The 25,469-nt window shown below is 71.5% G+C and carries 20 protein-coding genes; 11 read left to right on the top strand and 9 right to left on the bottom strand.

What is annotated here, in order from left to right:
* Positions 1-182: 182 nt before the first annotated feature.
* Positions 183-830: a TetR family transcriptional regulator gene (locus tag ACFY01_RS32880; RefSeq protein WP_361805446.1), complete on the bottom strand. Its 648-nt coding sequence runs from the start codon at positions 828-830 to the stop codon at positions 183-185.
* A 122-nt stretch (positions 831-952) separates the two neighbouring features.
* Between ACFY01_RS32880 and ACFY01_RS32875 the strand changes: the two genes are divergently transcribed.
* Complete coding sequence (locus ACFY01_RS32875; RefSeq protein WP_390739404.1) at positions 953-1,675, top strand: VOC family protein; 723 nt, start codon at positions 953-955, stop codon at positions 1,673-1,675.
* 179 nt (positions 1,676-1,854) lie between these two features.
* Entirely contained in the window at positions 1,855-4,212 is a 2,358-nt protein-coding gene (locus tag ACFY01_RS32870; protein WP_390739403.1) for a PQQ-binding-like beta-propeller repeat protein, read from the top strand.
* Positions 4,213-4,348: 136 nt separating this feature from the next.
* Here the strand turns inward: ACFY01_RS32870 and ACFY01_RS32865 are convergent, their stop codons facing one another.
* The 3 genes from ACFY01_RS32865 to ACFY01_RS32855 are packed head-to-tail and all read right to left on the bottom strand — an operon-like array spanning position 4,349 to position 6,741.
* Positions 4,349-5,125 carry an enoyl-CoA hydratase/isomerase family protein gene (locus ACFY01_RS32865; RefSeq protein WP_390739402.1) on the bottom strand — a complete coding sequence of 259 codons (777 nt, stop codon included), beginning with the start codon at positions 5,123-5,125 and terminating at the stop codon, positions 4,349-4,351.
* An 11-nt stretch (positions 5,126-5,136) separates the two neighbouring features.
* Positions 5,137-5,544 carry a Zn-ribbon domain-containing OB-fold protein gene (locus tag ACFY01_RS32860; protein WP_390739401.1) on the bottom strand — a complete coding sequence of 136 codons (408 nt, stop codon included), beginning with the start codon at positions 5,542-5,544 and terminating at the stop codon, positions 5,137-5,139.
* 6 nt (positions 5,545-5,550) lie between these two features.
* Positions 5,551-6,741: a lipid-transfer protein gene (locus ACFY01_RS32855; RefSeq protein ID WP_390739400.1), complete on the bottom strand. Its 1,191-nt coding sequence runs from the start codon at positions 6,739-6,741 to the stop codon at positions 5,551-5,553.
* Positions 6,742-6,831: 90 nt separating this feature from the next.
* Between ACFY01_RS32855 and ACFY01_RS32850 the strand changes: the two genes are divergently transcribed.
* Positions 6,832-8,448 carry a FadD3 family acyl-CoA ligase gene (locus ACFY01_RS32850; protein ID WP_390739399.1) on the top strand — a complete coding sequence of 539 codons (1,617 nt, stop codon included), beginning with the start codon at positions 6,832-6,834 and terminating at the stop codon, positions 8,446-8,448.
* A 1,349-nt stretch (positions 8,449-9,797) separates the two neighbouring features.
* Here ACFY01_RS32850 and ACFY01_RS32845 read toward each other — a convergent pair.
* The 3 genes from ACFY01_RS32845 to ACFY01_RS32835 form a co-directional block, all read right to left on the bottom strand.
* The gene (locus tag ACFY01_RS32845; RefSeq protein WP_390739398.1) at positions 9,798-10,700 is read right to left on the bottom strand and encodes a hypothetical protein; all 903 of its coding nucleotides are present in this window, start codon (positions 10,698-10,700) and stop codon (positions 9,798-9,800) included.
* Between the two features lie 87 nt (positions 10,701-10,787).
* On the bottom strand, positions 10,788-10,991 hold the full coding sequence (locus tag ACFY01_RS32840) for a DUF397 domain-containing protein (protein ID WP_390739397.1): 204 nt from the start codon (positions 10,989-10,991) through the stop codon (positions 10,788-10,790).
* The gene (locus ACFY01_RS32835; RefSeq protein ID WP_390739396.1) at positions 10,972-11,823 is read right to left on the bottom strand and encodes a helix-turn-helix domain-containing protein; all 852 of its coding nucleotides are present in this window, start codon (positions 11,821-11,823) and stop codon (positions 10,972-10,974) included. The genes ACFY01_RS32840 and ACFY01_RS32835 overlap by 20 nt, the downstream gene beginning before the upstream one ends.
* A gap of 119 nt (positions 11,824-11,942) precedes the next feature.
* Between ACFY01_RS32835 and ACFY01_RS32830 the strand changes: the two genes are divergently transcribed.
* Positions 11,943-12,578: an ATP-binding protein gene (locus ACFY01_RS32830; protein ID WP_390739395.1), complete on the top strand. Its 636-nt coding sequence runs from the start codon at positions 11,943-11,945 to the stop codon at positions 12,576-12,578.
* Between the two features lie 141 nt (positions 12,579-12,719).
* On the opposite strand, the gene ACFY01_RS32825 is transcribed toward ACFY01_RS32830, so the two are convergent.
* Positions 12,720-12,929 carry a hypothetical protein gene (locus ACFY01_RS32825; RefSeq protein ID WP_390739394.1) on the bottom strand — a complete coding sequence of 70 codons (210 nt, stop codon included), beginning with the start codon at positions 12,927-12,929 and terminating at the stop codon, positions 12,720-12,722.
* 203 nt (positions 12,930-13,132) lie between these two features.
* Positions 13,133-16,105 carry a BTAD domain-containing putative transcriptional regulator gene (locus tag ACFY01_RS32820; RefSeq protein WP_390739393.1) on the bottom strand — a complete coding sequence of 991 codons (2,973 nt, stop codon included), beginning with the start codon at positions 16,103-16,105 and terminating at the stop codon, positions 13,133-13,135.
* A gap of 212 nt (positions 16,106-16,317) precedes the next feature.
* On the opposite strand from ACFY01_RS32820, the gene ACFY01_RS32815 reads away from it, so the two are divergent.
* From ACFY01_RS32815 to ACFY01_RS32785, 7 genes are all read left to right on the top strand, one after another.
* Positions 16,318-17,604 (top strand): amidohydrolase family protein, encoded by a 1,287-nt coding sequence (locus tag ACFY01_RS32815; RefSeq protein WP_390739558.1) that lies wholly within the window; start codon positions 16,318-16,320, stop codon positions 17,602-17,604.
* A 168-nt stretch (positions 17,605-17,772) separates the two neighbouring features.
* Positions 17,773-19,206: an FG-GAP and VCBS repeat-containing protein gene (locus tag ACFY01_RS32810; RefSeq protein ID WP_390739392.1), complete on the top strand. Its 1,434-nt coding sequence runs from the start codon at positions 17,773-17,775 to the stop codon at positions 19,204-19,206.
* A gap of 113 nt (positions 19,207-19,319) precedes the next feature.
* Positions 19,320-20,261: an LLM class F420-dependent oxidoreductase gene (locus ACFY01_RS32805; protein WP_390739391.1), complete on the top strand. Its 942-nt coding sequence runs from the start codon at positions 19,320-19,322 to the stop codon at positions 20,259-20,261.
* A gap of 8 nt (positions 20,262-20,269) precedes the next feature.
* Complete coding sequence (locus ACFY01_RS32800) at positions 20,270-21,040, top strand: SDR family NAD(P)-dependent oxidoreductase (protein ID WP_390739390.1); 771 nt, start codon at positions 20,270-20,272, stop codon at positions 21,038-21,040.
* Between the two features lie 109 nt (positions 21,041-21,149).
* Positions 21,150-22,268, top strand: coding sequence for an LLM class flavin-dependent oxidoreductase (locus ACFY01_RS32795; protein WP_390739389.1), 1,119 nt, complete (start codon positions 21,150-21,152; stop codon positions 22,266-22,268).
* 11 nt (positions 22,269-22,279) lie between these two features.
* Positions 22,280-24,010, top strand: a complete 1,731-nt coding sequence (locus ACFY01_RS32790; protein ID WP_390739388.1) for an amidohydrolase family protein — start codon at positions 22,280-22,282, stop codon at positions 24,008-24,010.
* Positions 24,007-25,458, top strand: a complete 1,452-nt coding sequence (locus ACFY01_RS32785; protein WP_390739387.1) for an aldehyde dehydrogenase family protein — start codon at positions 24,007-24,009, stop codon at positions 25,456-25,458. Before ACFY01_RS32790 ends, ACFY01_RS32785 begins: the two co-directional genes overlap by 4 nt.
* The last annotated feature ends 11 nt before the right edge of the window (positions 25,459-25,469 follow it).

Raw genomic sequence — 25,469 nt, 5'->3', positions numbered from 1 at the left:
GAACCACCCGGCGCGGTGCCGGTGCCGGCTCCGGTCGTCGGTGTCGTCGAGCCGGCCGGCGGGCGGCGCGTTCGCCGGGGCGGAAAGCACGACAGGCGGTGGTCCACTCGCGTGAACCACCGCCTGCCAGACAGGACTTGGTGTCGGAAAAAGGGGTGCCGGAAGGGGTGCGGCCGAACGGCCTATTTCGTCGGCTTCCGGCCCGTCACGCCCAGGTGCACCAACAGCGCCAGATTCGGCTTGAGTTCGGCCTGCTTGACGCCCCAGGACGAGAAACCCTTCTGGTGCCCGGCCACCGCCGCGAGCATCGCGACCAGCGAGCCCGCGACCGCGGCCGGGTTCACGTCCTTGTCGACCCTGCCCTTGGACTGAAGCTCGGTGATGGATTCCGCGAGGGAGTTGTTCACCGAATTCAGGATCTTCATGCGGATCTTGTAGAACCGTTTGTCTCCCTCGGCGGCGCCGAGGTCCACGACGCGCAGGATGGCGTCGTTCTTCCGCCAGAACTCAAGGAATCCGTCCACGAGTTCCTGTGCGGTCTGCCAACCCGCCTTGCCGGCCCAGGACCGCCCGGCGACCAGTTCGGTCAACCCGGCGCCCTCGGCGGCCATTTCCTCGGCGATCTCCAGGACGGCGCCCTCGACGTCCGGGAAGTACTGGTAGAAGGTCGCGGGCGAAGTGCCCGCCTTCCGGGCCACATCGATGACCTTGACGTCCCGGTACGGGGAAGAGCTGAGCATCTCGCTGAGGCAGTCGAGCAGCTTCTGCCGGGTCGCCTGCCCACGCCGACCGGCCACGCGGCCGTCGACGGTACGCACTTGTCCTGTCATGTCGTCAGCTTACCGAGGGGTGATGGGAGCGCGATTCGGCCGACTGCAAATGGGGTGCAAGGACGCGGATGAGGTGGTGTGCCTGGTCTGCGCGGTGCGCGAGGCGCGGTTACTTTGGCGACATGGCCGAAAACAGGGCATCGGTGTACGGAGAGGGCGTCCCCTGCTGGATCGACGCGCAGCTTCCCGACGTGGCGGCCGGGAAGCGGTTCTACGGGGAACTCTTCGGCTGGACCTTCGAGGAGGCGTACGGCACCTCCGTATGGGCGCGGCTGGACGGTGAACCCGTCGCCGCCCTGACACCCAAGACGGACGGCCGTATGCCCACCGTCTGGACGGTGTACTTCGCCACCCCGGACGCCGAGGCCCTGTGCCGGCGGATCGTCGCGGCCGGCGGGCAGGTCGTCGCGCTGCCGGCACCGGTCGACGACCTGGGCGCGGCCGCGCTGGCCACCGACCGCGAGGGCGCCGTCTTCGGCCTGTGGCAGCCGGGCGACCACCCCGGTTTCGTCCTGCGCCACGCCCCGGGCACCTTTGTCTGGGCCGAGCTGTACACCCGGGACACCGAGGCGGCCAACGCCTTCTACGGCGGCCTCTTCCACGACGCCCTCTTCGGCACCGAGGCCGAGCCCGACTTCGGCCGCGCCCCCGTCTCCGCCGTCTTCCCCGCCGAGATGCCCCCGCACTTCCTCGTCCACTTCCGGGTGGACGACCTCGAGGACGCCCTCGGGGCGGTCCAGCGGCTCGGCGGACGGGTGCAGGTGGCGCCATTCCGGGCCTCGTACGGAACCGTGGCCGTCGTCACCGACAATCAGGGGGCGTCCTTCGCGCTGCTCCACCGCTGAAACCGTGGGCTTTTGCCTCCCTTATAGGGAGACACCCCGATTTGTCACCGGGTTCGCAACATGGACCCCGGCCAGGAAGAATCGGGGTGCGTGCCGCCGCGGCGGTGCGGTGGTGAGACGCTGCACGGGGTCGCGTACATATGAAGGTGACGCGGCTCGTACGGGGAGGTGGCAGGCAAGTGGTGGATCAGCTGACGCAGCACGATCCGCGGCGGATCGGGCCGTTCGAGGTGCTGGGCCGACTGGGCGCCGGCGGCATGGGGCTGGTCTATCTCGCGCGCTCGGCGTCCGGCCGGCGCGTGGCGATCAAGACGGTCCGCACGGAGCTCGCCGAGGACCAGCTGTTCCGCGTCCGCTTCACGCGTGAGGTGGAGGCGGCCCGGGCGGTCTCCGGCTTCTACACGGCCGCGGTCGTCGACGCCGACCCGCGCGCCGCCGTGCCGTGGCTGGCCACCGCCTACGTCCCCGCGCCCTCCCTCGAGGAGATAGTGAACGACTGCGGGCCGCTCCCGGCCCAGGCGGTGCGCTGGCTCGCGGCGGGCGTCGCGGAGGCGCTCCAGTCCATCCACGGCGCCGGGCTCGTGCACCGGGACCTCAAGCCGTCCAACGTGCTCGTGGTCGAGGACGGCCCCCGCGTGATCGACTTCGGCATCGCGTCCGGCGTCTCGAACACACGTTTGACGATGACGAACGTCGCCGTCGGCACCCCCGCCTACATGTCCCCCGAGCAGGCCAAGGACTCCCGCAGCGTCACCGGCGCCAGCGACGTCTTCTCGCTCGGCTCCATGCTGGTGTTCGCCGCCACCGGACACCCGCCCTTCCACGGCGCCAACCCGGTCGAGACCGTCTTCATGCTGCTGCGCGAGGGCCCCGACCTCGAAGGCCTCCCCGACGAGCTGCGCCCGCTCATCGAGTCCTGTATGCAGATGGAGGCCACGGGCCGCCCCAACCCCGCCGACCTCCAGGCCCAGCTCGCCCCCCACCTCTTCGGCTCCGGCTCCGACGACAGCGGCACCGCCTCCGCCTGGCTGCCGGAGAAGGCGGTCGCCCTCATCGAGAGCCGCCGCAACGGCCGCCCCGCCCAGCCGCCCCCGTCCGGCGCCCGCGGCGGCGCCCGCCCCGCGCTGCCCCCGCCGCCCTCGTACGACCCCGCCGTCCCGGCACCCGGCCCGGGCCCCGTCCCGATGCCGACCCCCGCCCCCACGGGCGCCCCCGACACCGGCCCCGTCCGGCTGGCCGGCGCCAAGGTGCCCATCGGCCCCGGCCCGCGCGTCACCGACACCCGCGCCGCCGCCGTCAAGGCGCCCCCGCCCGAGTCCGGCCTGGTCGCCAGCTGGTCCCGGCCCCGCCCCGGCGTCAACGGCGCCGACCCCGCCGTACCCGCGCCCCCGCCCCCGGAGACCGCCACCGGCTGGCGGCCCTGGCGCTTCCGCATGTCCAACGACGTCTGGGGCACCCCGGCCGTCGACGGCGACCTCGTCTACGTCACCTCCTTCGAGGTGCACGCCCTGGACGTGGCCACCGGCCGCCGCCGCTTCAAGACCCGGGACGTCGCCTGGTCCATGGACGTCGCCGACGGCCGCATCCACGCCTCCGACGGCCCCACCCTGTTCGCCCTCGACTGCCGCGAGGGCACCGACCTGTGGCGGCTGTCCACCGACGCCTGGGTGTACTCCCTCCACGCCGACCGGGGCACCGTCGTCACCGGCACCCGTGGCGGCGGCGTCCAGGCCTGGGAGGCCTCCACCGGCCAGAAGCTGTGGGAGCTCACCGGCGTCCAGACCGACTTCGAGTCCCCCGAGGCCGGCCCCGCCCTGCACGACGGCACCGCCTTCGTCTGGCAGGACGCCCGCCTGCGCGCCCTGGACGCCCGCACCGGAGAGGAACGCTGGTCGTACCCCATCGGCGACGCGGCCTCCTGCGGCGGCGTACCGGTCCGGCTCACCCACGCCCCCGACGGCCACGTGTACGTCTCCGCCGGCACCCGCGTCCTCGCCATCGACGTGGCGAGCGGCATGGTGCGCTGGCACTTCGAGGCCCCCGCGGCCTTCCTCTGCCCGCCCACCTTCGCCCCCGGCCCCGCGGTCACCGGCGGAGGCATCTACCTCGCCGACTACCTCGGCACCGTCTACGCCCTCGACGCCACCGACGGCCGCGACCGCTGGCGCATCGCCACCGAGTCCCGCGCCTCCATCGAGCCGGTCCTCGTCGCCGCAGGCCACGTCCACGTCGGCAGCGGCAAGGGCCTCTACACCCTGGACGCCGTCACCGGCACCCCCAAGTGGCGCTTCCAGGCGGGCGGCGACGTCGTGGGCTCCCCCGCGGTCGCCGAGGGCCGCATCCACTTCGGCTCCACCGACCACCTCCTCTACACCCTGAAGGCCGACGACGGCCGCCTCCGCTGGAAACTCGCCACCGGTGGCGAGATCACCGGCTCCCCGGTGGTCAAGGACGGCGTGGTGTACGCGTGCAGCAAGGACCGCTGCGTGTACGCGCTGGACGCGGAGAAGGGGACGGGCACCGCGCGGACGACGTGACTCGGTCATCCGGGACGGCCGCCGTGGCAGTAGTCGCACGGAAGGGGCTGCGGACGGCGGCCGTCGCTCCGGGAGAGGGCTCCTCGCTCTCACAGCAGACGCTACGCCCGGTGCGCGCTCACCGCCAGACGGTCACTCACCGTATCCGCGGCTCGGCCCGTCCCCGGTGGGCGAACAACTCGGCCTGCCGCTCACCCGGCAGATTCCCCAGCGCGATCAGCTGCGGCGCCACCGCGAACCCAGGCACCCGCACCGCCTCCCGAGCCGCCCACAACGCCCGCACTGTCCCCTGCACGGCCTCCGCCGGACACCCGGCGATGACCCGGGCACACCGCACGGCCCCCTCCAACGCCCGCCCCACCTCCGTGACTTCGCTCACGAGCCCGATCTCATGCGCCCGCCGCGCCCCGATCCGCTCGGCGTTGCCCATCAGCACCATCCGCGCGACCTCCCCGTACGGCATCCGCTGCGCCATCAGCACGGATTCGTAAGCGCTGACCATCCCGTACGTGGTGTGCGGATCGAAGAAGGTCGCTGTCGCGTCCGCGACGACGAACTCGCTCTCGCCCAACAAATAGAAGGCACCACCACAGGCCATCCCGTTCACGGCGGCGACGACGGGCTTCCACAGATCGTTGGCCTTCGGCCCGACGGCCAGCAACGGATCGTCCTGCATGTACGGCGACGAAGGCTGCGGCACGACGACGTCCCGGTCGATCCCGGTACAGAAGGCCCGCTCACCGGCCCCGGTGAGCACGACGGCACGCACCCTCTCGTCGAACCGCAACGCCCGCCACAATGCCACGAGTTCACCGGCCATCTCCAGATCGATGGCGTTGAGCCGCTCGGGCCGGTCCAGGGTGACGACGGCGACACCGGCGTCCTCGTCGACATCGAGGCGCAGAGTCTTCATCTGTCCGGGGCTCACGCCATGACCCACTGCGGAAGCCCGTCGGCGAACACCACCTGAACGCGTGCGCCGATCCTCAGTGCCTGTGGATCGAGGGAGTTGAGCGGCGCCCCGGCACGGGCGACGAGATTCCCGACGAGCCGCACCCGGGGGGCATCCTCCAACTCCACCACGATCACGTTGTACGGCGCCTGCTCCGCGTACTCCGGCAACAGCGGCGGATGCGGAACGACATACGACCAGACCCGCCCGCGCCCCGAGGTGACCCGCCACTCGCAGGCGAAGGACTGGCAGTGCGGACAGCACGGCCGGGGCGGGAACCGCGGCTCCCCGCACTCCGCACAGGCCTGGACGCGCAGCTCGCCCTGGGCGGCGTACCGCCAGAAGGGAGCGCCGTCGGTGTCGACGACAGGACTCAGCACGGGCGGTCAACTCCTCAGCAGAAGGGCGGAGGTCGGTACCCCCTCGCCGGCGGTGACGAGGCAGGTGGCGGCGCCGGGCACCTGCGCGGTACTGGTGCCGCGCAGCTGTTTCACGCCTTCGTTGATGAGGTTGAACCCGTGGACGTACGCTTCGGAGAGCCCACCCCCACCCGTGTTGACGGGCAGCCGCCCCCCGATCTCCAGCGCACCGCCCTCTGTGTACGCCCCACCCTCGCCCCTCCCGCAGAAGCCGTACCCCTCCAGGGAGAGCGGTATGAGGGCGGTGAAAGCGTCATAGATCTGGGCGACATCGACATCCTCCGCCGTGAAGTCCGCGTGCTTCCACAGATGTCGGGCGGCGGTCCAGGCGGGCCCGGTGAGGGGGTCGTCGTTCCAGTAGTTGACCATGCCGTGGTGCTGCGCGGGGAGCCCCTGCGCGGCGGAGTGGACGTAGACGGGCCGCTGCCGGCAGTCCAGGGCCCGCTCCCGGCTGACGACCACGCAGGCGAGGGCCCCGTCCGTCTCCAGGCAGTTGTCGAAGAGGCACAGGGGCTCACTGATCCACCGGGCGGTCATGTACATCTCGCGGGTCAGCGGCCGCTCGTACATCACCGCCGCCGGATTCTGGTTCGCCCGGTTCCGGCAGGCGAGAGCGACATTGAAGAAGTGATCCCGGGTGGCGCCGTACTCGTGCATGTAGCGCCGCGCGAGCATGGCGATCTCGTCCGCGGGCCGGAGGAGACCGAAGGGCCGGGTCCACTGGGCGGGAGTGGGCAGCTGGACGGCGGTGTTGGTCCAGGGCCGCGGCCCGCTCCCGCGTTTCCGCGACCGCCAGGCGACCCCGACGGTGGCCTGGCCGCTGGCTATCGCACCGGCAAGGTGGGCGACGGTGGCACAGGAGCCGCCGCCCCCGTACCCCACCTTGCTGAAGAAGGTGAGATCCCCGAACCCGACGGCCTTCGCGAGCTCCACCTCGTCGGTCTCCTCCATGGTGTAGGAGGCGAGGGCGTCGACCTCGCCGGGTGCGATCCCGGCGTCGTCGAGGGCGGCGAGGACGGCACGGCAGGCGAGGGTCTTCTCGTCCTCGGGGAGCCGCTTGGCGAAGGCGGTCTGCCCGATGCCGACGATGGCGGTGGCGTCCTTCAGCCCTGGTCCTGTCATGGTGCCTGCCATGGTGCCTGCCATGGTGTCTCCCATGGTGCGCCCACCTTCCTCCTGCTGACAGTGCGTCAGGTTACAGCTAATCTGACGGTCAGTCAGCTAAACGGCAGGGGCTTGGGGGCTGCTATGAGTGACTGGGGCGACTGGGGCACCGTTCCTCGGCTGGTGCGATGGTCGGCCGAGCGGTACGCGGACACCGAGGCGGTGGTCGACGGCCGCACGAGAGTCACGTACGGGGAACTGGGCGCCCGGGTGGAACGCGCGGCGGCGGCCTGCATGGCGAACGGCGTGACGGTGGGCGACCGGGTGGGCATATGGGCCCCCAACTCCCTCGACTGGATCGTCGCGGCACTCGGGGCGGTCTCCGCGGGTGCGGTGCTGGTCCCGCTCAACACCCGCTTCAAGGGCACGGAGGCGGCGGACGTGCTGGGAAGGAGCGGGGCGCGACTGCTGTTCGTGACGGGGACGTTCCTGGGCACGTCGTACGTGGCGTCGCTGAGGCGGGCGGCGGGGGAGGGAACCGGGGGCCTCGGCCCCTTGTCGGGTCTGCCCGGGCTGGAGCAGGTAGTGGTCCTCTCGGACGACGCCCCACCCGACTTCCGCACCTGGAAGGATTTCTTGGCGAGCGGGGAGGCGGTGGAGGCGACGGAAGTCCTCCGCCGGACCACCGATATCACCGGCGACGACCTGTCGGACATCATCTTCACATCGGGCACGACCGGCCGCCCCAAGGGCGCGATGATCACCCATGGGCAGACGCTGAGGGCCTACGAGATCTGGGCGGACCTCGCGGGATTGCGTGCGTCCGACCGCTACCTCATCGTGAACCCCTTCTTCCACACCTTCGGTTACAAGGCGGGCGTGATCGCCTGCCTGATGCGCGGCGCGACGATGATCCCCCAGCCGGTCTTCAACGTGGACACGGCACTGGCGAACATATCCGCGGAACGGGTCTCCGTGCTCCCGGGCCCCCCGACCCTCCACCAGTCCCTCCTCGACCACCCGGCCCGTGACGCCCACGACCTCTCGGCCCTGCGCCTGGTGGTGACCGGCGCGGCGGTGGTCCCCCTGCGCCTGGTGGAACGCCTGCGCGGGGAACTGGGCGTGGGCACGGTCCTCACGGCATACGGCCTCTCCGAGGCGAGCGGCATCGTGACGATGTGCCGCCGAGGCGACGACCCGTCGGTCATCGCGTCCACTTCGGGCCGGGCGATACCCGGCACGGAACTGAAGGTGGTCGACGCCGACGGTTCCCCGGCCCCGACCCACACCCCCGGCGAGGTCCTGGTCCGAGGCTTCAACATCATGCGCGGCTACTACGAGGACGAGCCGGCGACGACGGAGGCGATCACGCCGGACGGCTGGCTGCGCACCGGCGACGTGGGCGTCCTGGACGAGGCCGGCAACCTCCGCATCACCGACCGCATCAAGGACATGTACATAGTCGGCGGCTTCAACGCCTACCCGGCCGAGGTGGAGCAACTCCTCGGCCTACACCCGGACGTGGCCGACATCGCGGTGATCGGAATCCCCGACGCGCGCCTGGGAGAGGTCGGCAAGGCCTTCGTGGTCCGGCGACCGGGGTCGGTGGCGACCGAGGACGACCTGATCGCCTGGGCGCGCCGCGAGATGGCCAACTACAAGGTGCCCAGGGTGGTGGAGTTCGTGGGCGAGCTCCCCCGGAACGCGAGCGGCAAGGTGGTGAAGGGGGAGCTCCGGGTGGGTGATCGGAACCCCGGTTGATGGGTGACCGTGGGGCCGCCCGCTTCTTTGCCAGTGTCGGGATTCCGCGACCCGCGTCAAGGGCGCTCCCGTTCCGCTTCGCTCCACTCCCGCGTCGGCTACGCCGATGGCCCTACGGGCCACCCTTGACCCGGCCCACGGAATCCCGTGGAAGAAGCGAGCGGGCAGCCCGAGGAAAGCGGGGGCCGAGGTCGGTGTTCCCTTCCGCCGACTGGGCTGCGGGGCGGGGTTGGGGGGCGCGGTCGCGCCTCGCCTGCACGCCGGGACGGCTTAGCGGCGATCGGTGGGTGGGTGGGTGGGTGGGTGGGTTGGGGTGTGCGGTGGCGCCTCGCTTGCACGCCGGGTGGGTTCGGCGGCTTGCGGTGGGTGGGTGGTGGGGGTGTGCGCTGGGTGGGCTTGGCGGCCGGCGGTCGGTGAGTGGGGCCGGCGGTCGGGGTGGTGGGCCGGCGGCTGGTGTTGTGGGCCGGCGGTTGGGCAATGGGGCTGGCGGTCGGGGTGGTGGGCTGGCGGTTGGGGAGTGGGGCTGGCGGTCGGTGTGGTGGGCCGGCGGTCGGTGGGTGGGCGCGGGTTGGGGGGCGCGGGTACGCCGGGTGGGCTCAGTGGGGATTGCGCGGCGGGACCTGGGGCGCTGTGTGGGGTGGGCCGCCGTGGGCCTGGGCCGTCATGGGCCTTGGCGCCTCGCGCCGCTCCCGCGAGTCACAAAGGCCTCATCAGCCCCGCCCGTTCGGTGAGTGGAAGGAATGTACCGGGGGTGGAGGGAGTAGTGGCAGGCCGGTGGGCTTGAGGGGTGAGACATTCCTTCCACTCGTAGTCGCAACCCCATCCCAGCACCCCATTTAGGCCGTTTTGGATTCAGTCGCCAGTCGCCAGTCGCCAGTCGCCAGTCGCCAGTCGCCAGTCGCCAGTCCTCAGCCACCGATCGCCGCCCAAGCCCACCCCGACCCCGCCCCACCCACTGACCGTAAGCCGCGAAGCCCGCCCGGCGTGTCCGCAGCCCGTCCCCAGCCACCCACCCACCGATCGCCGCCAAGCCCGCCCGGCGCGCCCCCAGCGACCCACCCACCCACCGATCGCCGCCGAACCCACCCGGCGTGCAGGCGAGGCGCCACCGCGCCCCCCAACCCCGCCCCACAGCCCAGCCGACGGAAGGGAACACCGACCTAGGCCCCCGCTTTCCCCGGGCTGCCCGCTCGCTTCTCCCCCGTGCTGGAGCGAGCCGAGTCAAGGGTCGGCCGCCAGGCCGATCGCCGCAGGCGACGCGGAGTGCAGCGAAGCGGAACGCAGCGCCCTTTACTCGGGTCGCGGAAGCACGACACTGCAAAAGAAGCGGGCGGCCCCCACGGTCACTGTCAATGGGCGGTCAGTGCGGCAAGGGCACTGCGGATTTCCTCCACCATGTAGGCAGGCCGGTGGAAGACGACCTCCGCGCTGAAGCGGAGGAGGCTGCGGATTTGCGGGCATTGGATCAGTTGGTTGTAGCGGAGGATGTCCCGGCGGTGGGAGTCGCGGGTGCCGTGGTAGGCGTATCCCTCGATCTCTACTCCGAGCCCCTCCCTCCGGAAGAGGAAGTCGAGGTAGCGGCGTCGGCCGTCCGGAGTGCGCAACTCCGCCTGGCTCTCGGGGTGGAGGCCGGCGTCGTGCATGCGCAGTCGGGCGATGGTTTCGGCAGGGGACCCGGCGAGGGGATCGGCCAGCCGCAGCCAGTGCAGCGCTCTGTTCGTCGAACCACGGTCGGTGGTCGCGAGCGCGGCGGCGATCGTTTCGGGTCTGGTGAGCGGGGCACGGTGGAGTCGGCCGATGTCGCGGTAGGAGAAAGCCGAGTCCAGCGCGACGACCGCTTCGTCCCTCGGCCCTTGGCGGAGCAGGTCGGTGAGGGTGCGGAGCGGGGTTGTCAGCCGTAGCGCCTGTCGTTCCGCCACGTCCACGGCGGCGAGCGGCATCCGGTAAGCGCGGACGCCGCTGCCCGCACGGCGGAGCGTCAGCTGCGGGTCGATGAATTCCAGGGGTGCCTTCGAGGCGCCGGTCAGCGTTTCGACGCGCCATAAGGCGGCTGCCGAGCGGTGGCTCACGATCAGCCGGGGCTCGAGCAACTGCACCGCCCGGAGCTGAGTCACCAGGTCCGGGGTGCGGCCCGGCTCCGCCCAGGCGCCGTACCGGATCCGGGTCCAGCCCCCGGTCTGCAGCGCACGCGCGAGGCTCGGCCGGGACCAGCCGGCCGCGACGGCCCGCGAGGTGAGGAGGATTCCTCCCACCGCCAGCTTCCGTAAGTCCCTCCGCTCCACCCGGCCAAGATCGCAGAATCCCCAGCCTGCCGCTTGGCCTGTGGATAACCGGCGGGGTCAGTCCTTCAGGGAGCCGAGGAAGGTGGCCCAGGCGGGCGGGCGGAAGAGGAGTACGGGGCCGGTCTCGGCTGTCTTCGAGTCGCGGACGGGGACGAGGTCGGGGTGGGCGGTGGCAACCTCTACGCATTCGCCGCCGCTGCCGTTGCTGTAGCTGCTCTTGCGCCACAGGGCAGTGCTCAGGTCAATCCTGGTGCTTGCCATTTCGGTAGTCCTCTGCCGCTCGTTCGACCAGGTCCAGGGACGCCTCTGGCGGGAGTGCGGCGGCCCTGAGCAGATCGTACGACCTGCGGTAGTCCTTCACGAGCGCTGGAAAGTCGATGAGTTGGCCATTGTGGAGCCCTTCGGTGTAGGCCACCGGCGGAGCGTCCGGGAAGGTCATGATCCTCATCATGCCCATCATGAACGGGTGGGTGTGCGCCGTTTCCGGGAGGATCTGCAGAACGCCTTGCGTGGAGCGGATCACGTGGGCGATGCGCTCCAGCTGTGCCGCCATCTCCGCCGGATGCAGCAGGGGTTTGCGGATCAGGGACTCGTGCAGAACCGCCCAGAACGCCGGGCGCTCTTCGCGTCTCCAGATCTCCGCGCGCTTCAGTCGGGCCTGGACCTGCCTGCCGACCGTCTCGGGCGGAAGCCACGGCAGGGACGTGTGAACGACGGCCTCAGCGTACGCCTGGGTTTGCAGCAGGCCCGGCACCAACATCGGCGCCCAGTCCTCGATGGTCTCGGCGTGCCGCTCCATCTCCGCCACATCCGCGAAGTACTCCGCATGCCCCGACTGCCGTGCCCTCCGGGCGTCTTCACAGCGGCGCTCGAAAAAGCCGTCGGTCTTCAGCACCTTGTCGACGTGCCGGGCCAGATCCACCGGCATGCGTCGCTCACCGCGCTCGATCTGACTCAGGAACGGGACGCCTCGGAAGCTCCCCTCCGCCAGTTGTTCGAGCGTGAGGCCGGCCAGTTCGCGCTGGTAGCGCAATTCGGCGCCGTAGAAGGAGGGGACGTTCGCGGACGCGTCGGGGTCCTTGCGTGGGGGCACAACTCATCACCGCCGTTTGCCAGATGCGTTTGCGCAGCCGAAACGGCTTCAACGCTACGCGACTCGACGCCATGGTGTGACTGTTCCGTCACAGAGTGCACTGGAAGGTGTAAGTGACCATGCCTTCGCAACCCCCCACTCCCAGTTCCGGCGTCTATGACTCGACCCTCTGCGTGGAGGAGTTGCGCGACGCCCTCGCCGGCCATGGCATCACGTTGCCTTCCCTTCGGGTGGACCTGCCGAGCTTCGCGGCGGAGTACCGGCCTCCGGCGGAGCTCGTCGCGCTCGGCAACTGCAATGTCGCGACCGCGTACAGGCTGGCGGCGGTGTTGCGAGGTGACGGCCGGATGCCGGGTCCGCCGCCGCTGGACCTTGAGCTGCTGGCCGTACCCGAGGCGATGGCGGGCTTGCGCCGCACGGTACGCCGTCACCTGGACGTGCCCTGCGGCGATGTCCAGCTCTGCGTCACCGAACTCGTCGCCAACGTCATCCGGCACGTGGGGGAGGGCACTCCGGTCCGCGTACGAGTGGCTCGCACGGACGATGGCGGCAGTGTGCGCGTGGAGGTCACCGACCCAGACGCGCGAGCCCTGCCGGTGCTCGTGCGGGCGGCGGACGACGAGGAGGAGGGGCGTGGCCTCGCTCTGCTCGATGCGGTGGCGTCGCGGTGGGGGGTGGAGCAGGGGAGCGCCGGCAAGACCGTGTGGTGCGAGCTGGGCGGTCCGATGGGTGGTTCGATGCCACTGGGTACATGACGCTGGGTACATGACTGGGTACATGACGCTGGGGCCGAGCTTGACCTCGGCCCCAGTCGTGAGGCGTGGCGCTGCACGCCTCGGCCGCGGCGGCATCCCCTCCGCGCCGCCGCGGCCGATCCCCCGTCGTGTGCGAGAGCCTTACGCCTTCTCGGAGCCGGCGTGGTTCTCGAGGGTCTTCGCGATGCCCTCTTCCACGACGCCGGCGTGGTTCTCGAGCGGCTTGATGGTTTCGCTCTGGGTGGTGCTGCCCGCGTGGTTCTCCAGGGGCTCGACCGTGGAGCCGTCGGACGGGCTGCCGGCGTGGTTCTCCAGCGTGGTGATCTTGTGCTGCTTCGAGGTGTCGCTCATCGTCGGCAACTTTCTGTCGAGCTCTTTTTGGGGCGATCCGCCCGCCCGGCGACTCCCCCGAGGGCCTCCGGGCGGGCGTCAAGGCCGCTCACCCTAACGGTGGGGCCAAGTGCCGTGCCGTCTGCCCCCCGACGCGACGGACCGGCATGTATGAGAATGGCGATCGGCGATAAACAAACAATGAACGTCGTGTCAGGCAACCATCATGCGGCGGCGGTCGGCCTCAGGAGCGCCTTCACATGCTCCGCCTCGGCGGCGCCGAACTGCTCGTGGATGGTGAGGGCCTCGCTCCAGCAGGCCCTCGCCCGGTCGGTCTGCCCGAGCTGGTTGAGGGCCTGGCCGAGCGTCGTCAGTACGTTGGCCCGCATCCAATCACCTCCGATGACCTGGAGGGCAAGTGCCTGCTCGGCGTGGCGTGCCGCCTGGGCGTGGTGCGCGGCGACGAGATGGGTCTCGGCGATACGGAAGTTGGCCGTGCCCTCCCAAAGGCGCTGCCGGTTCTCCTGGAACAGCCTGAGCGCTTCGTGGAGTTGCTCCAGAGCCTCCGGGCCACGATCGGCGGCGCTGAGCGCGATCCCGAGGGCAAGGCGGGCGTTGGCGACACGGACGGTCAGCCCGAGCTGGTCGTAGATGGCGAGCCCTCGCCTTGCCAGCTCGACCGCGCTGGTCAGCCGCCCGAGTTTGACGTGGATGCGGGAGAGATTGCACAGCGCGCTGGCCTCGCCGGGCAGGTTTCCGTCCGCGCGGTAATTGGCTATCGCCTCTTGGAGGTGCCTCTCCCCGTCGTCGTTGCGCCCTTGGTAGAGGGCGATGATTCCCCGGTCGTTGGGAGCCCAGCAGCAGGGCGCGAGGTCTCCTGACTCCTGAGCGAGCAGGATCGCCAGGCGTGCCTCCTCATCGGCCTGTGTGAACTTGTCGGATACCAGCAGGGCATTGGTCAACGCGGTACGCGCGCGCCCTTCGGCACGGCTGTCGCCCATCTCCTGGGCCATGTCCCGCAAGGCCACGGCGGTGCTTTCGTACCGGTGGGAGTTCGCCCCGGATTCCGTGAGGTCCTTGGCGACCCACAGCAGGTCCACCGCACGCCGCAGCATGCCCTGGCCTGCGCTCTGCCGGACGCAGGCCAGGAGGCAGTCGCCTTCCGCGTACAACCAGTCCACCGCGGCCTTGGAGTCGGCGAAGGTCAGGCCCGGGTGCCGGGTGGGCTCGAGGTGGTCCACCAGCCGGTCCCCCGGCCGCTCGATCGCGTAAACCCCCGCCGCAGTGGCCAGGTAGAAGTCCAGCAACCGCGACATCGCCGCATCCCGCTCGCTCGGCGGTTGCTCGTCCCTCTCCGCGCAGGCACGCGCGTAGAGTCGGACCAGGTCGTGGAAGCGGTAGCGGCCGGGTGCCGCTGATTCCAGCAGGGACGTGTCGACCAGGGCCTCCAGCAGGTCCTCGGCGTCTTCCGCGGGCAGGTCCAGTACCGCCGCGGCCGCCGCCAGGGAGATGTCCGGTCCGTCCGCCAGGCCGAGGAGCCGGAACGCCCGGGCCTGGGCCGGTTCCAGGGCGCCGTAGCCGAGCTCGAAGGTCGCCTTGACCGCGAGGTCCCCCGCCTGGAGCTCGTCCAGCCGTCGCCGCTCGTCCGCGAGCTTCGCCGCCAGTACGGACACCGTCCAAGTACGCCGGGCCGCCAGGCGCGAGGCCGCGATCCGGATGGCCAGCGGTAGGAAACCGCACGCCGCCACCACGTCCAGCGCGGCCTCCCGCTCCGATGCCACCCGCTCGTCGCCCACGATCTTCGTGAAGAGGGCGAGCGCCTCGTCGGGGGACATGACGTCCAGGTCGACGAGGTGCGCGCCCGCCAGGTCCACCATCCGGACCCGTGACGTCACCAGCGCCGCGCAGCCCTCCGTGCCCGGCAGCAGCGGCCTCACCTGGGCCGCGTCCCTCGCGTTGTCCAGGAGTACGAGGACCCGCCGGCCGTCGAGGACGGAGCGGTAGAGCGCCGCCCGCTCCTCCAGGGAGTCCGGGATCGCCGAGTCCGCCGTGCCCAGTGCCCGCAGGAACGAGCCCAGTACCGTCTCCGGCTCCGCCGCCCTCGCGCCCGCGCCCTGGAGGTCGACGTACAGCTGGCCGTCCGGAAATGCCGCCCGCGCCTGGTGGGCCACGTGGACCGCGAGTGTCGTCTTGCCCACGCCCCCGATCCCCGCCAGCGCCGACACCGCCATCACCCGGCCGCCACCGCCGCCCTCGGGCTCGGACGCCGATGCCAGCACCTCGCTGAGCTCACCCACGAAGGCGGCGCGGCCCGTGAAGTCCGGGACGGTTGCGGGAAGCTGGGCCGGGCGTACCGGTACCACCGCGGGTTCCGCCACCGGAGCCGAGGGCTCGGCGAGGGCCGGGTCGGCCTGGAGGATCTTCTGCTGGAGCTCCTTGAGGCCGGGGCGTGGGTCGACGCCCAGCTCCTCCGCCAGCAGGCGCCGCGTGTCCGCGTACACCGCCAGTGCCTCCGCCTGGCGGCCGCTGCGGTAGAGCGCCAGCATGAGCAGCTCGCGCAGACGTTCACGCAACGGATGCGCCGCCGTCAGGGCCGTCAGCTCGGACACAGCCTCCGCGTGGCAGCCCTGCTCCAGGTCCATGTCGAGGCGGGTTTCGAGGAGTTGGAGGCGCCATTCCTCCAGGCGGACCCGCTGCGCGTCCGCGTACGGGCCCGGTACGCCCGCCAGGGCTTCACCGTCCCACAGCGCCAGCGCCCGGTTCAGTACCTCCCGCGCATGGCACAGGTCCCCGGCGCCGCGCGACTTCTCCGCCTCCGCCGCCAGGTCCTGTGCGACCGCGAGGTCCAGCGCGCCCTCGCCGAGGGAGCGCACCGCGTAGCCGCCGGACTCGCTGACCAGGACCCCGGGGTCCAGGATCTTGCGGAGTCGTGAGGCGTAGGTGCGGACCGCCGCCAGGGCCTGCGAGGGGGGCTCGGGGCCCCACAGCGCGTCGATCAGTTCCGCGGCGGTCGCCGTGCGGCCCTCGCGCAGCAGCAGGGCGGCGAGCAGGGCGCGCTGCTGGGGGGAGCCGGTGCTGAGCGGCTCGTCGCCGTGCCAGGCGCGCACCGGACCGAGCACGCTGAAGCGCAGTGCCGCCGGCTCCCCGGAGGAGGAGCCGGGGCGCCGCTGCTCCGGTACTCGCGGTACACCGTCCATGCGTTGGTCCCCCTAGGCATCCCGAACAACTCCGTCAGTTTGCCTTGTTCAGGGCGGATGCGTCAGCCGTGGGAGACGCCGATCACAGGCCGACTCACGGGAGTCCACAACCCCCTCACATGCTCTTCGCACAAGTCCGCACAGACCCCGTCATCGGAGACCGGCGTCCGCGATTGCTGACGGTCCGTCAGATGAGCGCTAACGTGGGCGTCATGGACACCCACGACGCCCGGACCGACGCCTCCGATGCCCCTGACGCCCCCGGTGACTTCCCGCGGATCATCTCCGTCGACGACCACACTGTGGAGCCCGCGCACGTCTGGCAGGACCGACTTCCCGTTAAATACCGGGACATAGGGCCGCGTATCGTCCGTGCCCCGCTGAAGGAGATGACCTTCCTCGGTGGCCGGTTCAAGCCCGTCATGGGTGAACCGGGCGGCGAGGGGCCGGTCGGCGACTGGTGGGTGTACGAGGATCTGCACCGGCCCCTCACCCGCCTCGACACCGCCGTCGGCTACAGCAGGGACGAGATCAAGCTCGAGATCATCACGTACGAGCAGATGCGGCCGGGCTCGTACGACGTGCCCGCCCGTCTCGCCGACATGGACGTCAACCATGTGCAGTCGGCCCTGTGCTTCCCCACCTTCCCGCGCTTCTGCGGGCAGACCTTCACCGAGGCCGAGGATCGTGAGCTGGGGCTGCTGTGCGTGGAGGCCTACAACGACTGGATGGTGGAGGAGTGGTGCGGGCCCGAGGCGCGCGGGCGGCTCGTCCCGCTCACCCTCATTCCCCTGTGGGACGCCGAGCTGGCCGCCGCCGAGGTCCGGCGGAACGCGGCCCGCGGTGTCCGGGCCGTCGCCTTCTCCGAGATACCCCCGCACCTCGGCCTGCCCTCCGTCCACACCGACGCCTGGGACCCCTTCCTCGCCGCCTGCGACGAGACCGGCACGGTCGTCGCCATGCACATCGGCTCCAGCAGCCGCATGCCCTCCACCTCCGCCGACGCCCCGCCCGCCGTCGGCTCCACGATCACCTTCGCCAACTGCTGCTTCTCCATGGTCGACTGGCTGATGAGCGGCAAGTTCGAGCGGTTCCCGAACCTGAAGGTGATGTACGCGGAGGGGCAGATCGGGTGGATTCCGTACATCCTTGAGCGGGCCGACGTCGTGTGGGAGGAGAACCGGGGGTGGGGCGGCGTCGCCGACAAGGTGCACCGGCCGCCCTCCGAGCTCTTCGCCGAGCACGTCTACGGCTGCTTCTTCGACGACGCCTTCGGGCTCAGGAACCTGGACTCCATCGGCCTCGGCAATGTGCTCTACGAGACCGACTATCCCCACTCCGACTCCACCTGGCCGAAGTCCCGCGAGGTCGGCGAGGCACAGATGGGGCACCTGGCCGCCGACGTGGTGGAGCGGATCGTACGGCGGAACGCGATCGAGCTGCTGGGGTTGACGGAGGACGGCCTGTGGCCCGGGAGCGGTGCGGGGGGTGCTGGTTAACGGGTGGGGAATTGCGGTCGTCCTCCAGTGCAACCTCGCCGTCGCCAGGGGTGTCGTACTCGGTGACGGCTTGGGGATCTTGACTCCCTTCGCCAGTCAGCTGACCTCAGTGAAACGGGAGTTGGGTTCCATATGGGCAAGCGCAGGTTTCGTCCCCGTCTCGGGCTCGTGGCCGCTCTGGCCGTCGCCGGGGCCGTCGTCGGACCGGTGAGCGCGCACGCGGCCGGCACGCAGGGCGCCGGGGTGCGGAGCGTGCGCGCCGACTTCAACGGCGACGGGTACGCGGACCTCGCCGTCGCCGCCTCCTCGGGCAAGGTCGGCGGGCACGCCCGCGCGGGGTACGTGAGCGTCGTGTACGGCTCCGCGAAGGGGCTGGACACCAAGCACCGGCAGATCATCAGCCAGGACACGGCGGGCATACCCGGCTCCGCCGAGGCCGACGACTACTTCGGCTCCGGCCTGGCCCTCGGTGACCTGGACGGCGACGGGTACGCGGACCTGGTCGTCGGCGCCGGCGGTGAGGACGTCGGCTCCGTGCAGAACGCGGGCACGCTGACCGTCGTCTGGGGCGGGAGGCAGGGTCTGTCCGGCGGGAAGGCGGTGGCCACGGGCGTCGCGGGCGACCGGGTCAACGCCCAGTACATCGCCGTCGGTGACTACAACGGCGACGGTCACCTGGATGTCGCCACGGCCACCCGGCTGCTCGTCGGCCCGTTCAGCCGCACCGCCGGCGCGACCCACTCCGCCGGCCTCTCCTTCGACTCCGACTACGCCACGGACGACCTCGCCGCCGGGGACGTCGACCACGACGGCGTCACCGATCTGGTCGCGCTCATCCACGACTACGGCGAGGACGGTGAGCCCGTCGGCCACCGCGTCGTCTATCTGCACGGCACCGGGGCCGGACCGGGCGACCCGGTCACCCTGAGGAAGGCCGACGGCACCAAGGTCCCCGGCGGTGCCAGTCTCGGCATCGGCGACGTGAACAGGGACGGGTACGCCGACATCGTCGTCGGGCGTCCCCTCGACGGCTCCGAGGAGGACGCGGTGGACCCGGCGCGCCTCGGCGGCCAGGTCGGGGTCGTGTACGGCTCGGCCGCCGGGCCCGACGCGTCCCGCACCACGGTCATCAACCAGAACACGGCCGGCGTACCCGGCGCGTCCGAGGCCGGTGACGGCTTCGGCTGGGGCGTCTCCGTCGCCGACGTCAACGGCGACGGGTACGCGGACGTCGCCGTCGGCTCCCCGAACGAGGACATCGGCGAGGTCGCGTCGGCGGGCGCGGTGACCGTGCTGCGCGGAGGCAGGGGCGGGCTGACCGGCAGCGGTGCCGTGTCCTTCAACCAGGACAGCGCGGGTGTGCCCGGCACGGCCGAGCAGAACGACTTCTTCGGCAGCCACACCGCGCTGGTCGACACCGACCACGACGGCCGCGCCGAACTGTACGTCGGCGCCCCCGGCGAGAACACCTTCGACGGCGCCGCCTGGGCGTTCCGCTCCACCGGCACCGGGCCGACCGCCTCCGGTTCGGTCTCCTTCGGTCCCGCCACCCTCGGCGCGCCCGTCACCGACGCCGACTTCGGGGACGACTTCGCGCGCTGACGCGAGACGCCCCCATATCTGCGCCCGCTCTTGTCTGACGGATCGTCAGCTACGACCATGTGCCCAGCGGTCGTCGTCTGACGACCCGTCAGTCATTCGCGGAGGGGGTCACCGTGCCCGTCCTGCCCGAGCAGCGCCTCGCCTACGGCATCCAGCTCCCCGTCCAGTCCCAGAGCACCCTCTACACGGAGGCCTGGGAGGCCGCCGCCGGCCCCGCCGACCTCGTCGAGATCGCCCGCGCCGCCGACCGCGCCGGCTTCGCCTACATCGCCTGCTGCGACCATGTCGCCATCCCGCGCCGCCTCGCGCCCGCGATGAGCACCGTCTGGTACGACCCCGTCGCCACCCTCGCCCACCTCGCCGCCGTCACCGAACGCGTCCGGCTGCTCAGCCACGTCGCGGTCGTCGCCCTGCGGCACCCGCTCGTCGCCGCCAAGCAGTACGCCACCCTCGACCACCTCAGCGGAGGCCGGCTGGTCCTCGGGGTGGGTGCCGGGCACGTGCGGGAGGAGTTCGAGGCGCTGGGCGTGGACTTCGAGCGGCGCGGCCCCCTGCTCGACGAGTCGATCGACGCGCTCAGGGCGGCCCTGGGGCCGGAGGAGTACCCCGAGCACCACGGCAAGGAGTACGACTTCGCGGGGCTCGGGCAGCGGCCCCGGCCCGCCCAGCCGCGGGTCCCCCTGTGGGTCGGCGGCTCCTCGCCCGCCGCCGTGCGCCGGGCCGCGCTCAAGGGCGACGGCTGGCTGCCGCAGGGGGACCCGCGGGACCGGTTGCCCGCGCAGATCGCCCGGATCCGGGAGCTGAGGGACCGGGCCGGGATCGAGGCGCCCCTGACCGTCGGTGCCATCACCGAGCCGCTGTACGTCGGCCGGCCCGCCTGGGACACCGGCCGCCGCACCCTCACCGGCGCCCCCGAGGCCGTCGCCGAGTCGCTCCGGGCGTACCGCGCGATGGGCGTGCACCAGATCCAGGTGCGGTTCCGCTGCCGCAGCCGCGCCGAACTCACCGATCAGATAGCCGCCTTCGGGGCCGAGGTGGCCCCCGCACTGGACTGAGGAGAGACATGGCCAAGCTGGACGGACGCGTCGTCATCATCACCGGCGCGGCACGCGGGCAGGGCGAGCAGGAGGCGCGGCTGTTCGCGGCGGAGGGCGCGCGGGTGGTCGTATCGGATGTGCTGGACGACCAGGGGGAGGCGCTGGCCAAGGAGCTGGGGGCGCCGTACGTCCACCTGGACGTGAGCCGTGAGGAGGACTGGCAGGCCGCCCTCGCCGCCGCGCGGAAGGCGTACGGGCGGGTCGACGGGCTGGTCAACAACGCGGGCATCCTGCGCTTCAACGCCCTGGTGGACACCCCGCTGGAGGAGTTCATGCAGGTGGTGCAGGTCAACCAGGTCGGCTGCTTCCTCGGCATGAAGACGGTCGCGCCCGCGATGGCCGAGGGCGGGACGATCGTCAACACCGCCTCCTACACGGCGCTGACCGGCATGGCGGCCGTCGGCACGTACGCGGCCACCAAGCACGCGGTCCTCGGGCTCACCCGGGTCGCCGCACTGGAGCTGGCGCAGCGGAGGATCCGCGTCAACGCCATCTGCCCGGGCGCCATCGACACCCCGATGTCCAACCCGGCCCGGCTCGACCCGGACGCCGACGCCGAGGAGACCACCCGGGCGCTGGACGAGCTGTACCGCAAGCTCGTGCCGCTGGGCCGGATCGGCAGGCCGGACGAGGTGGCCCGGCTGGCGCTCTTCCTCACCTCCGAGGACTCCTCGTACATCACCGGGCAGCCGTTCGTGATCGACGGCGGGTGGCTGGCGGGAGTGACCGTCATCTGATGAGACAGCTGACGCATCGTCAGCTATTGACGGTGCATGCGGGCGGTGCAACAGTCGGGCGGCAGGAAATCTGACGGTGTGTCAGTAAGTGTAGGGACGGTGATCCGCCTTGGAATTCGGGCTCTTTGTACAGGGATACGTGGGCAAGCGAGCCGAGACCGACCCGCTGGCCGAGCACAAGGCACTGATGGAGGAGACCGAGTACGTCATCCAGGCGGACAAGTCCGGCTTCAAGTACGCCTGGGCGTCCGAGCACCACTTCCTGGAGGAGTACTCCCACCTCTCCGCCAACGACGTCTTCCTCGGCTACCTCGCCCACGCCACCGACCGCATCCACCTGGGCTCCGGCATCTTCAACCCCCTCGCCCAGGTCAACCACCCCGTGAAGGTGGCCGAGAAGGTCGCCATGCTCGACCACCTCAGCGAGGGCCGCTTCGAGTTCGGCAGCGGGCGCGGCGCCGGCTCCCACGAGATCCTCGGCTTCCTCCCCGGCATCACCGACATGAACTACACGAAGGAGATCTGGGAGGAGACCATCGCGGAGTTCCCGAAGATGTGGCTCCAGGACGAGTACCCGGGCTTCCAGGGCAAGCACTGGCAGCTGCCCCCGAGGAAGGTGCTCCCCAAGCCGTACGGGAAGTCGCACCCGGCCATGTGGTACGCGGCCGGGTCCCCGCCCTCCTACGCCATGGCCGCGAGGAAGGGGCTCGGGGTGCTGGGCTTCAGCATCCAGAAGGTCTCCGACATGGAGTGGGTGCTGGAGCAGTACAAGACGGCGGTCGTGAACGCCGAGCCCGTCGGGGACTTCGTCAACGACAACGTGATGGTGACGACCACCGCCATCTGCGCGCCCACGCACGACGAGGCCATCCGGATCGCGGCCGCCGGCGGCCTGCACTACCTGCCCTCCCTCGTCTTCCGCTACCACGACACCTTCCCGCGCCCGGAAGGCTTCCCTCAGTGGCCGGAGACGCTGCCCGAGTACACCCCCGAGTTCGTCGAACTCCTCGTCGAGGAGGAGCTGTTGATCTGCGGCGACCCCGACGAGGTGCTGCGCCAGTGCAAGCGCTGGGAGCAGGCCGGCGCCGACCAGCTCAGCTTCGGGCTGCCGGTCGGGGTGCCCAAGGAGGAGACACTCCAGACGATCCGGCTGATCGGGGAGCACGTCATCCCGAAGATCGACACGGATCCGGTCCACCGGACCACCCGGTTCCGGGAAGCGGCGTAGGGGGCCGGGGAATGCTGGACCACGTCATCAAGGGGGCGACCGTCGTCGACGGGACGGGCGCCCCCGCCCGCACCGCCGACATCGGCATACGGGACGGCCGGATCGCCGCCGTCGGCGAGATCACCGAGGACTCCCGGACGAGTGAGGACGCCCATGGCCTCGTCCTCGCCCCCGGCTTCGTCGACCCGCACACCCACTACGACGCCCAGCTGTTCTGGGACCCCTACGCGACCCCGTCCCTGAACCACGGCGTGACGACGGTCGCCGCCGGCAACTGCGGCTTCACCCTCGCCCCCCTCAACCCGGACCGGCCCGAGGACGCCGACTACACCCGTCGGATGATGTCCAAGGTGGAGGGCATGTCCCTGGTCGCCCTGGAGGAAGGGGCGCCCTGGAACTGGCACACCTTCGGGGAGTACCTGGACGCCCTGGAGGGCCGGATCGCCGTCAACGCGGGCTTCATGGTGGGGCACTGCGCGCTCCGCCGGTACGTGATGGGCCCGGACGCGGTCGGCGGGCAGCCCACAGCGGAGCAGCTGGAGGAGATGCTCCGCCTCTTCCACGAGGCGATGGACGCGGGCGCCTGGGGCCTGTCCACCACCCAGTCGTCCACGCACTCCGACGGCGACGGCCAACCGGTCGCCTCCCGCCACGCCCGCCCCGAGGAACTCCTCGCCCTCGCCCGGGCCGTCGGCGAGCACGAGGGCACCCAGATCGAGGCGATCGTCGCGGGCTGCCTCGACCAGTTCAGCGACGCCGAGATCGACCTGTTCGTCGAGATGAGCGCGAGTGCCGGACGCCCCCTGAACTGGAACGTCCTCACCGTCGACGCGGCGGTCCCCGAGCGCGTGCCCAGGCAGCTGTCGGCGAGCGAGCGGGCCCGCAAGGCCGGCGGCCGGGTCGTGGCGCTCACCATGCCGATCCTCACCCCGATGAACATGTCCCTCGGCACCTTCTGCGCGCTGAACCTGATCCCCGGCTGGGGCGAGATCCTCGCCCTGCCCGTCCCGGAACGCATCGAACGCCTGCGCGACCCCGAGATCCGGGCGGAGATGCTGCGCCGCGCCGACTCCAAGGAGGCGGGCGTCTTCCGGCGGCTGGCGGACTTCGGGCGGTACGTCATCGGCGACACCTACAGCGAGGCCAACCGCCAACTGACCGGCCGCGTCGTCCGGGACATCGCCGAGGAGCGCGGCCAGGACCCCTTCGCCTGCCTGGTCGACATCTGCGCCGCCGACGACCTGCGTACGGTGCTGTGGCCGATGCCCACCGACAACGACCCCGCGTCCTGGGCGCTGCGGGCCGAGACCTGGCAGCACGAGGACGTCCTGCTCGGCGGCTCCGACGCCGGCGCGCACCTGGACCGCATGTGCGGGGCGCCGTACACCACCCGGTTCCTCGGCGACTGCCTGCGCCGCCGGAAGCTGGTCGGCCTCGAACAAGCCGTGAAGATGCTCACGGACGACCCGGCTCGCCTCTTCGGTCTGCGCGAGCGGGGCCGGATCCAGGAGGGCTGGCATGCGGACCTCGTCCTGTTCGACCCGGAACGGATCGACGCGGGCCAGGCCACCCTGGTGCACGACCTGCCGGGTGACAGTCCCCGGCTGGACGCCAAGGCCATCGGGATACGGGCCGTCTGGGTCAACGGGGCCGAGGTGATCCGGGACGACACGGTGACCGGGGCGGTGCCCGGGCGGGTGCTGCGCTCGGGGCGGGACACCCGGACGGTGAGCACGAAGTGAGCGAGGGCCAGCGGCTGTTCATCGGCGGTGCGTGGGTGGAGCCGGGCGCCGGCCACTACCCGGTGACCGACCCGGCGACCGAGGAGACCGTCGGCTGGGCCCCGGAGGCCACGCGGGAGCAGGCGCGGGCGGCCTGCGCCGCGGCGCGCGAGGCCTTCGGCCCCTGGTCCCGCACCCCGCCGGAGGAACGGGCGGCGGTCCTGGCCCGGGCCGCCGACCACATCCGCGCCCACCTGGCGCCTTACGCCGACCTGGCCCGCGCCGAGACCGGCGCCACCACCGGCACCGCCCGCGCCATGCAGGTCGGGGTCGCCGCGGCCCGCTTCCGCCGGTACGCCCGCGTGGAACCGGCCGAATGGGCGATCCCGCCGCAGATCAACGAGGCGGGTCCGATGGGCAAGGCCGGCGTGATGGGCGCGCTGGCCGTGCGCCAGCCGGTGGGCGTGATCACCTGCGTGACCTCGTACAACAACCCGTGGGCCAACCCGGCCGGAAAGGTCGCCCCGGCGCTGGCCATGGGCAACACGGTCGTGGTCAAGCCCGCCCCGCAGGACCCGCTGTCCGTCTACCGCATGGCCGAGGCCCTTCAGGCGGCCGGGGCGCCACCCGGCGTGGTGAACGTCGTCTCCGGCCGCGAGGTGGCCGTCGGTGAGGCGACCGTGGCCTCGCCCGACGTCGACATGGTGAGCTTCACCGGCTCCACGGCGGTCGGGCAGCGTATCGCCGAGGTGTGCGGGCGGGGCATGAAACGGCAGCTGATGGAGCTGGGCGGGAAGGGCGCGGCGGTCGTCTTCGCGGACGCGGACCTCGGTTCGGCGGTGGCGGGGATCGGCACCACCTTCTCCTTCTACAGCGGGCAGATCTGCACGGCACCGACGCGCGTGCTGGCGCAGCGGCCGGTGTACGACGCTCTCGTCTCGCAACTCGCCGCGTACGCGGGCCGGCTCAAGGTGGGGAAGCCGGGTGAACCGGACACCGTGGTGGGCCCGGTGATCTCCGCCGGACACCGGGACCGCGTGGAGTCGTACGTGGAACTCGCCCGCAAGGAGGGCGCCACGGTGGTCACCGGCGGCGAACGCCCGCCGCTCGACCGCGGCTTCTACGTCTCCCCGGCCGTGCTCGCCGACTGCACCAACGACATGCGGGCGGTCCGCGAGGAGATCTTCGGCCCGGTGGTCTCGGTCGTCCCCTTCGACGACGAGGAGGAGGCGGTCGCCCTCGCCAACGACTCCGACTACGGCCTGATCGACTACGTCTGGTCCGGCGACGTGGCCAGGGCGTTCCGGGTGGCCAGGCGGCTGCGGGCCGGCGGGGTCGGGATCAACACGGTCGGCCGCAACATGGAGGCGCCGTTCGGCGGGTTCAAGAGGAGCGGCGTCGGCCGGGACGTGGGGGTGTACGCCCTGCACGCGTACAGCGAGGTGCAGTCGATCGTCTGGCCGGGGTGAGGGGCCGCACG

Origin of the sequence: Streptomyces sp. NPDC001480 (assembly GCF_042894725.1) — a bacterium.
Classification (GTDB): domain Bacteria; phylum Actinomycetota; class Actinomycetes; order Streptomycetales; family Streptomycetaceae; genus Streptomyces.
Note: the sequence above shows the minus strand (reverse complement) of the source record. Positions and strands in the feature narration are given on the sequence as shown.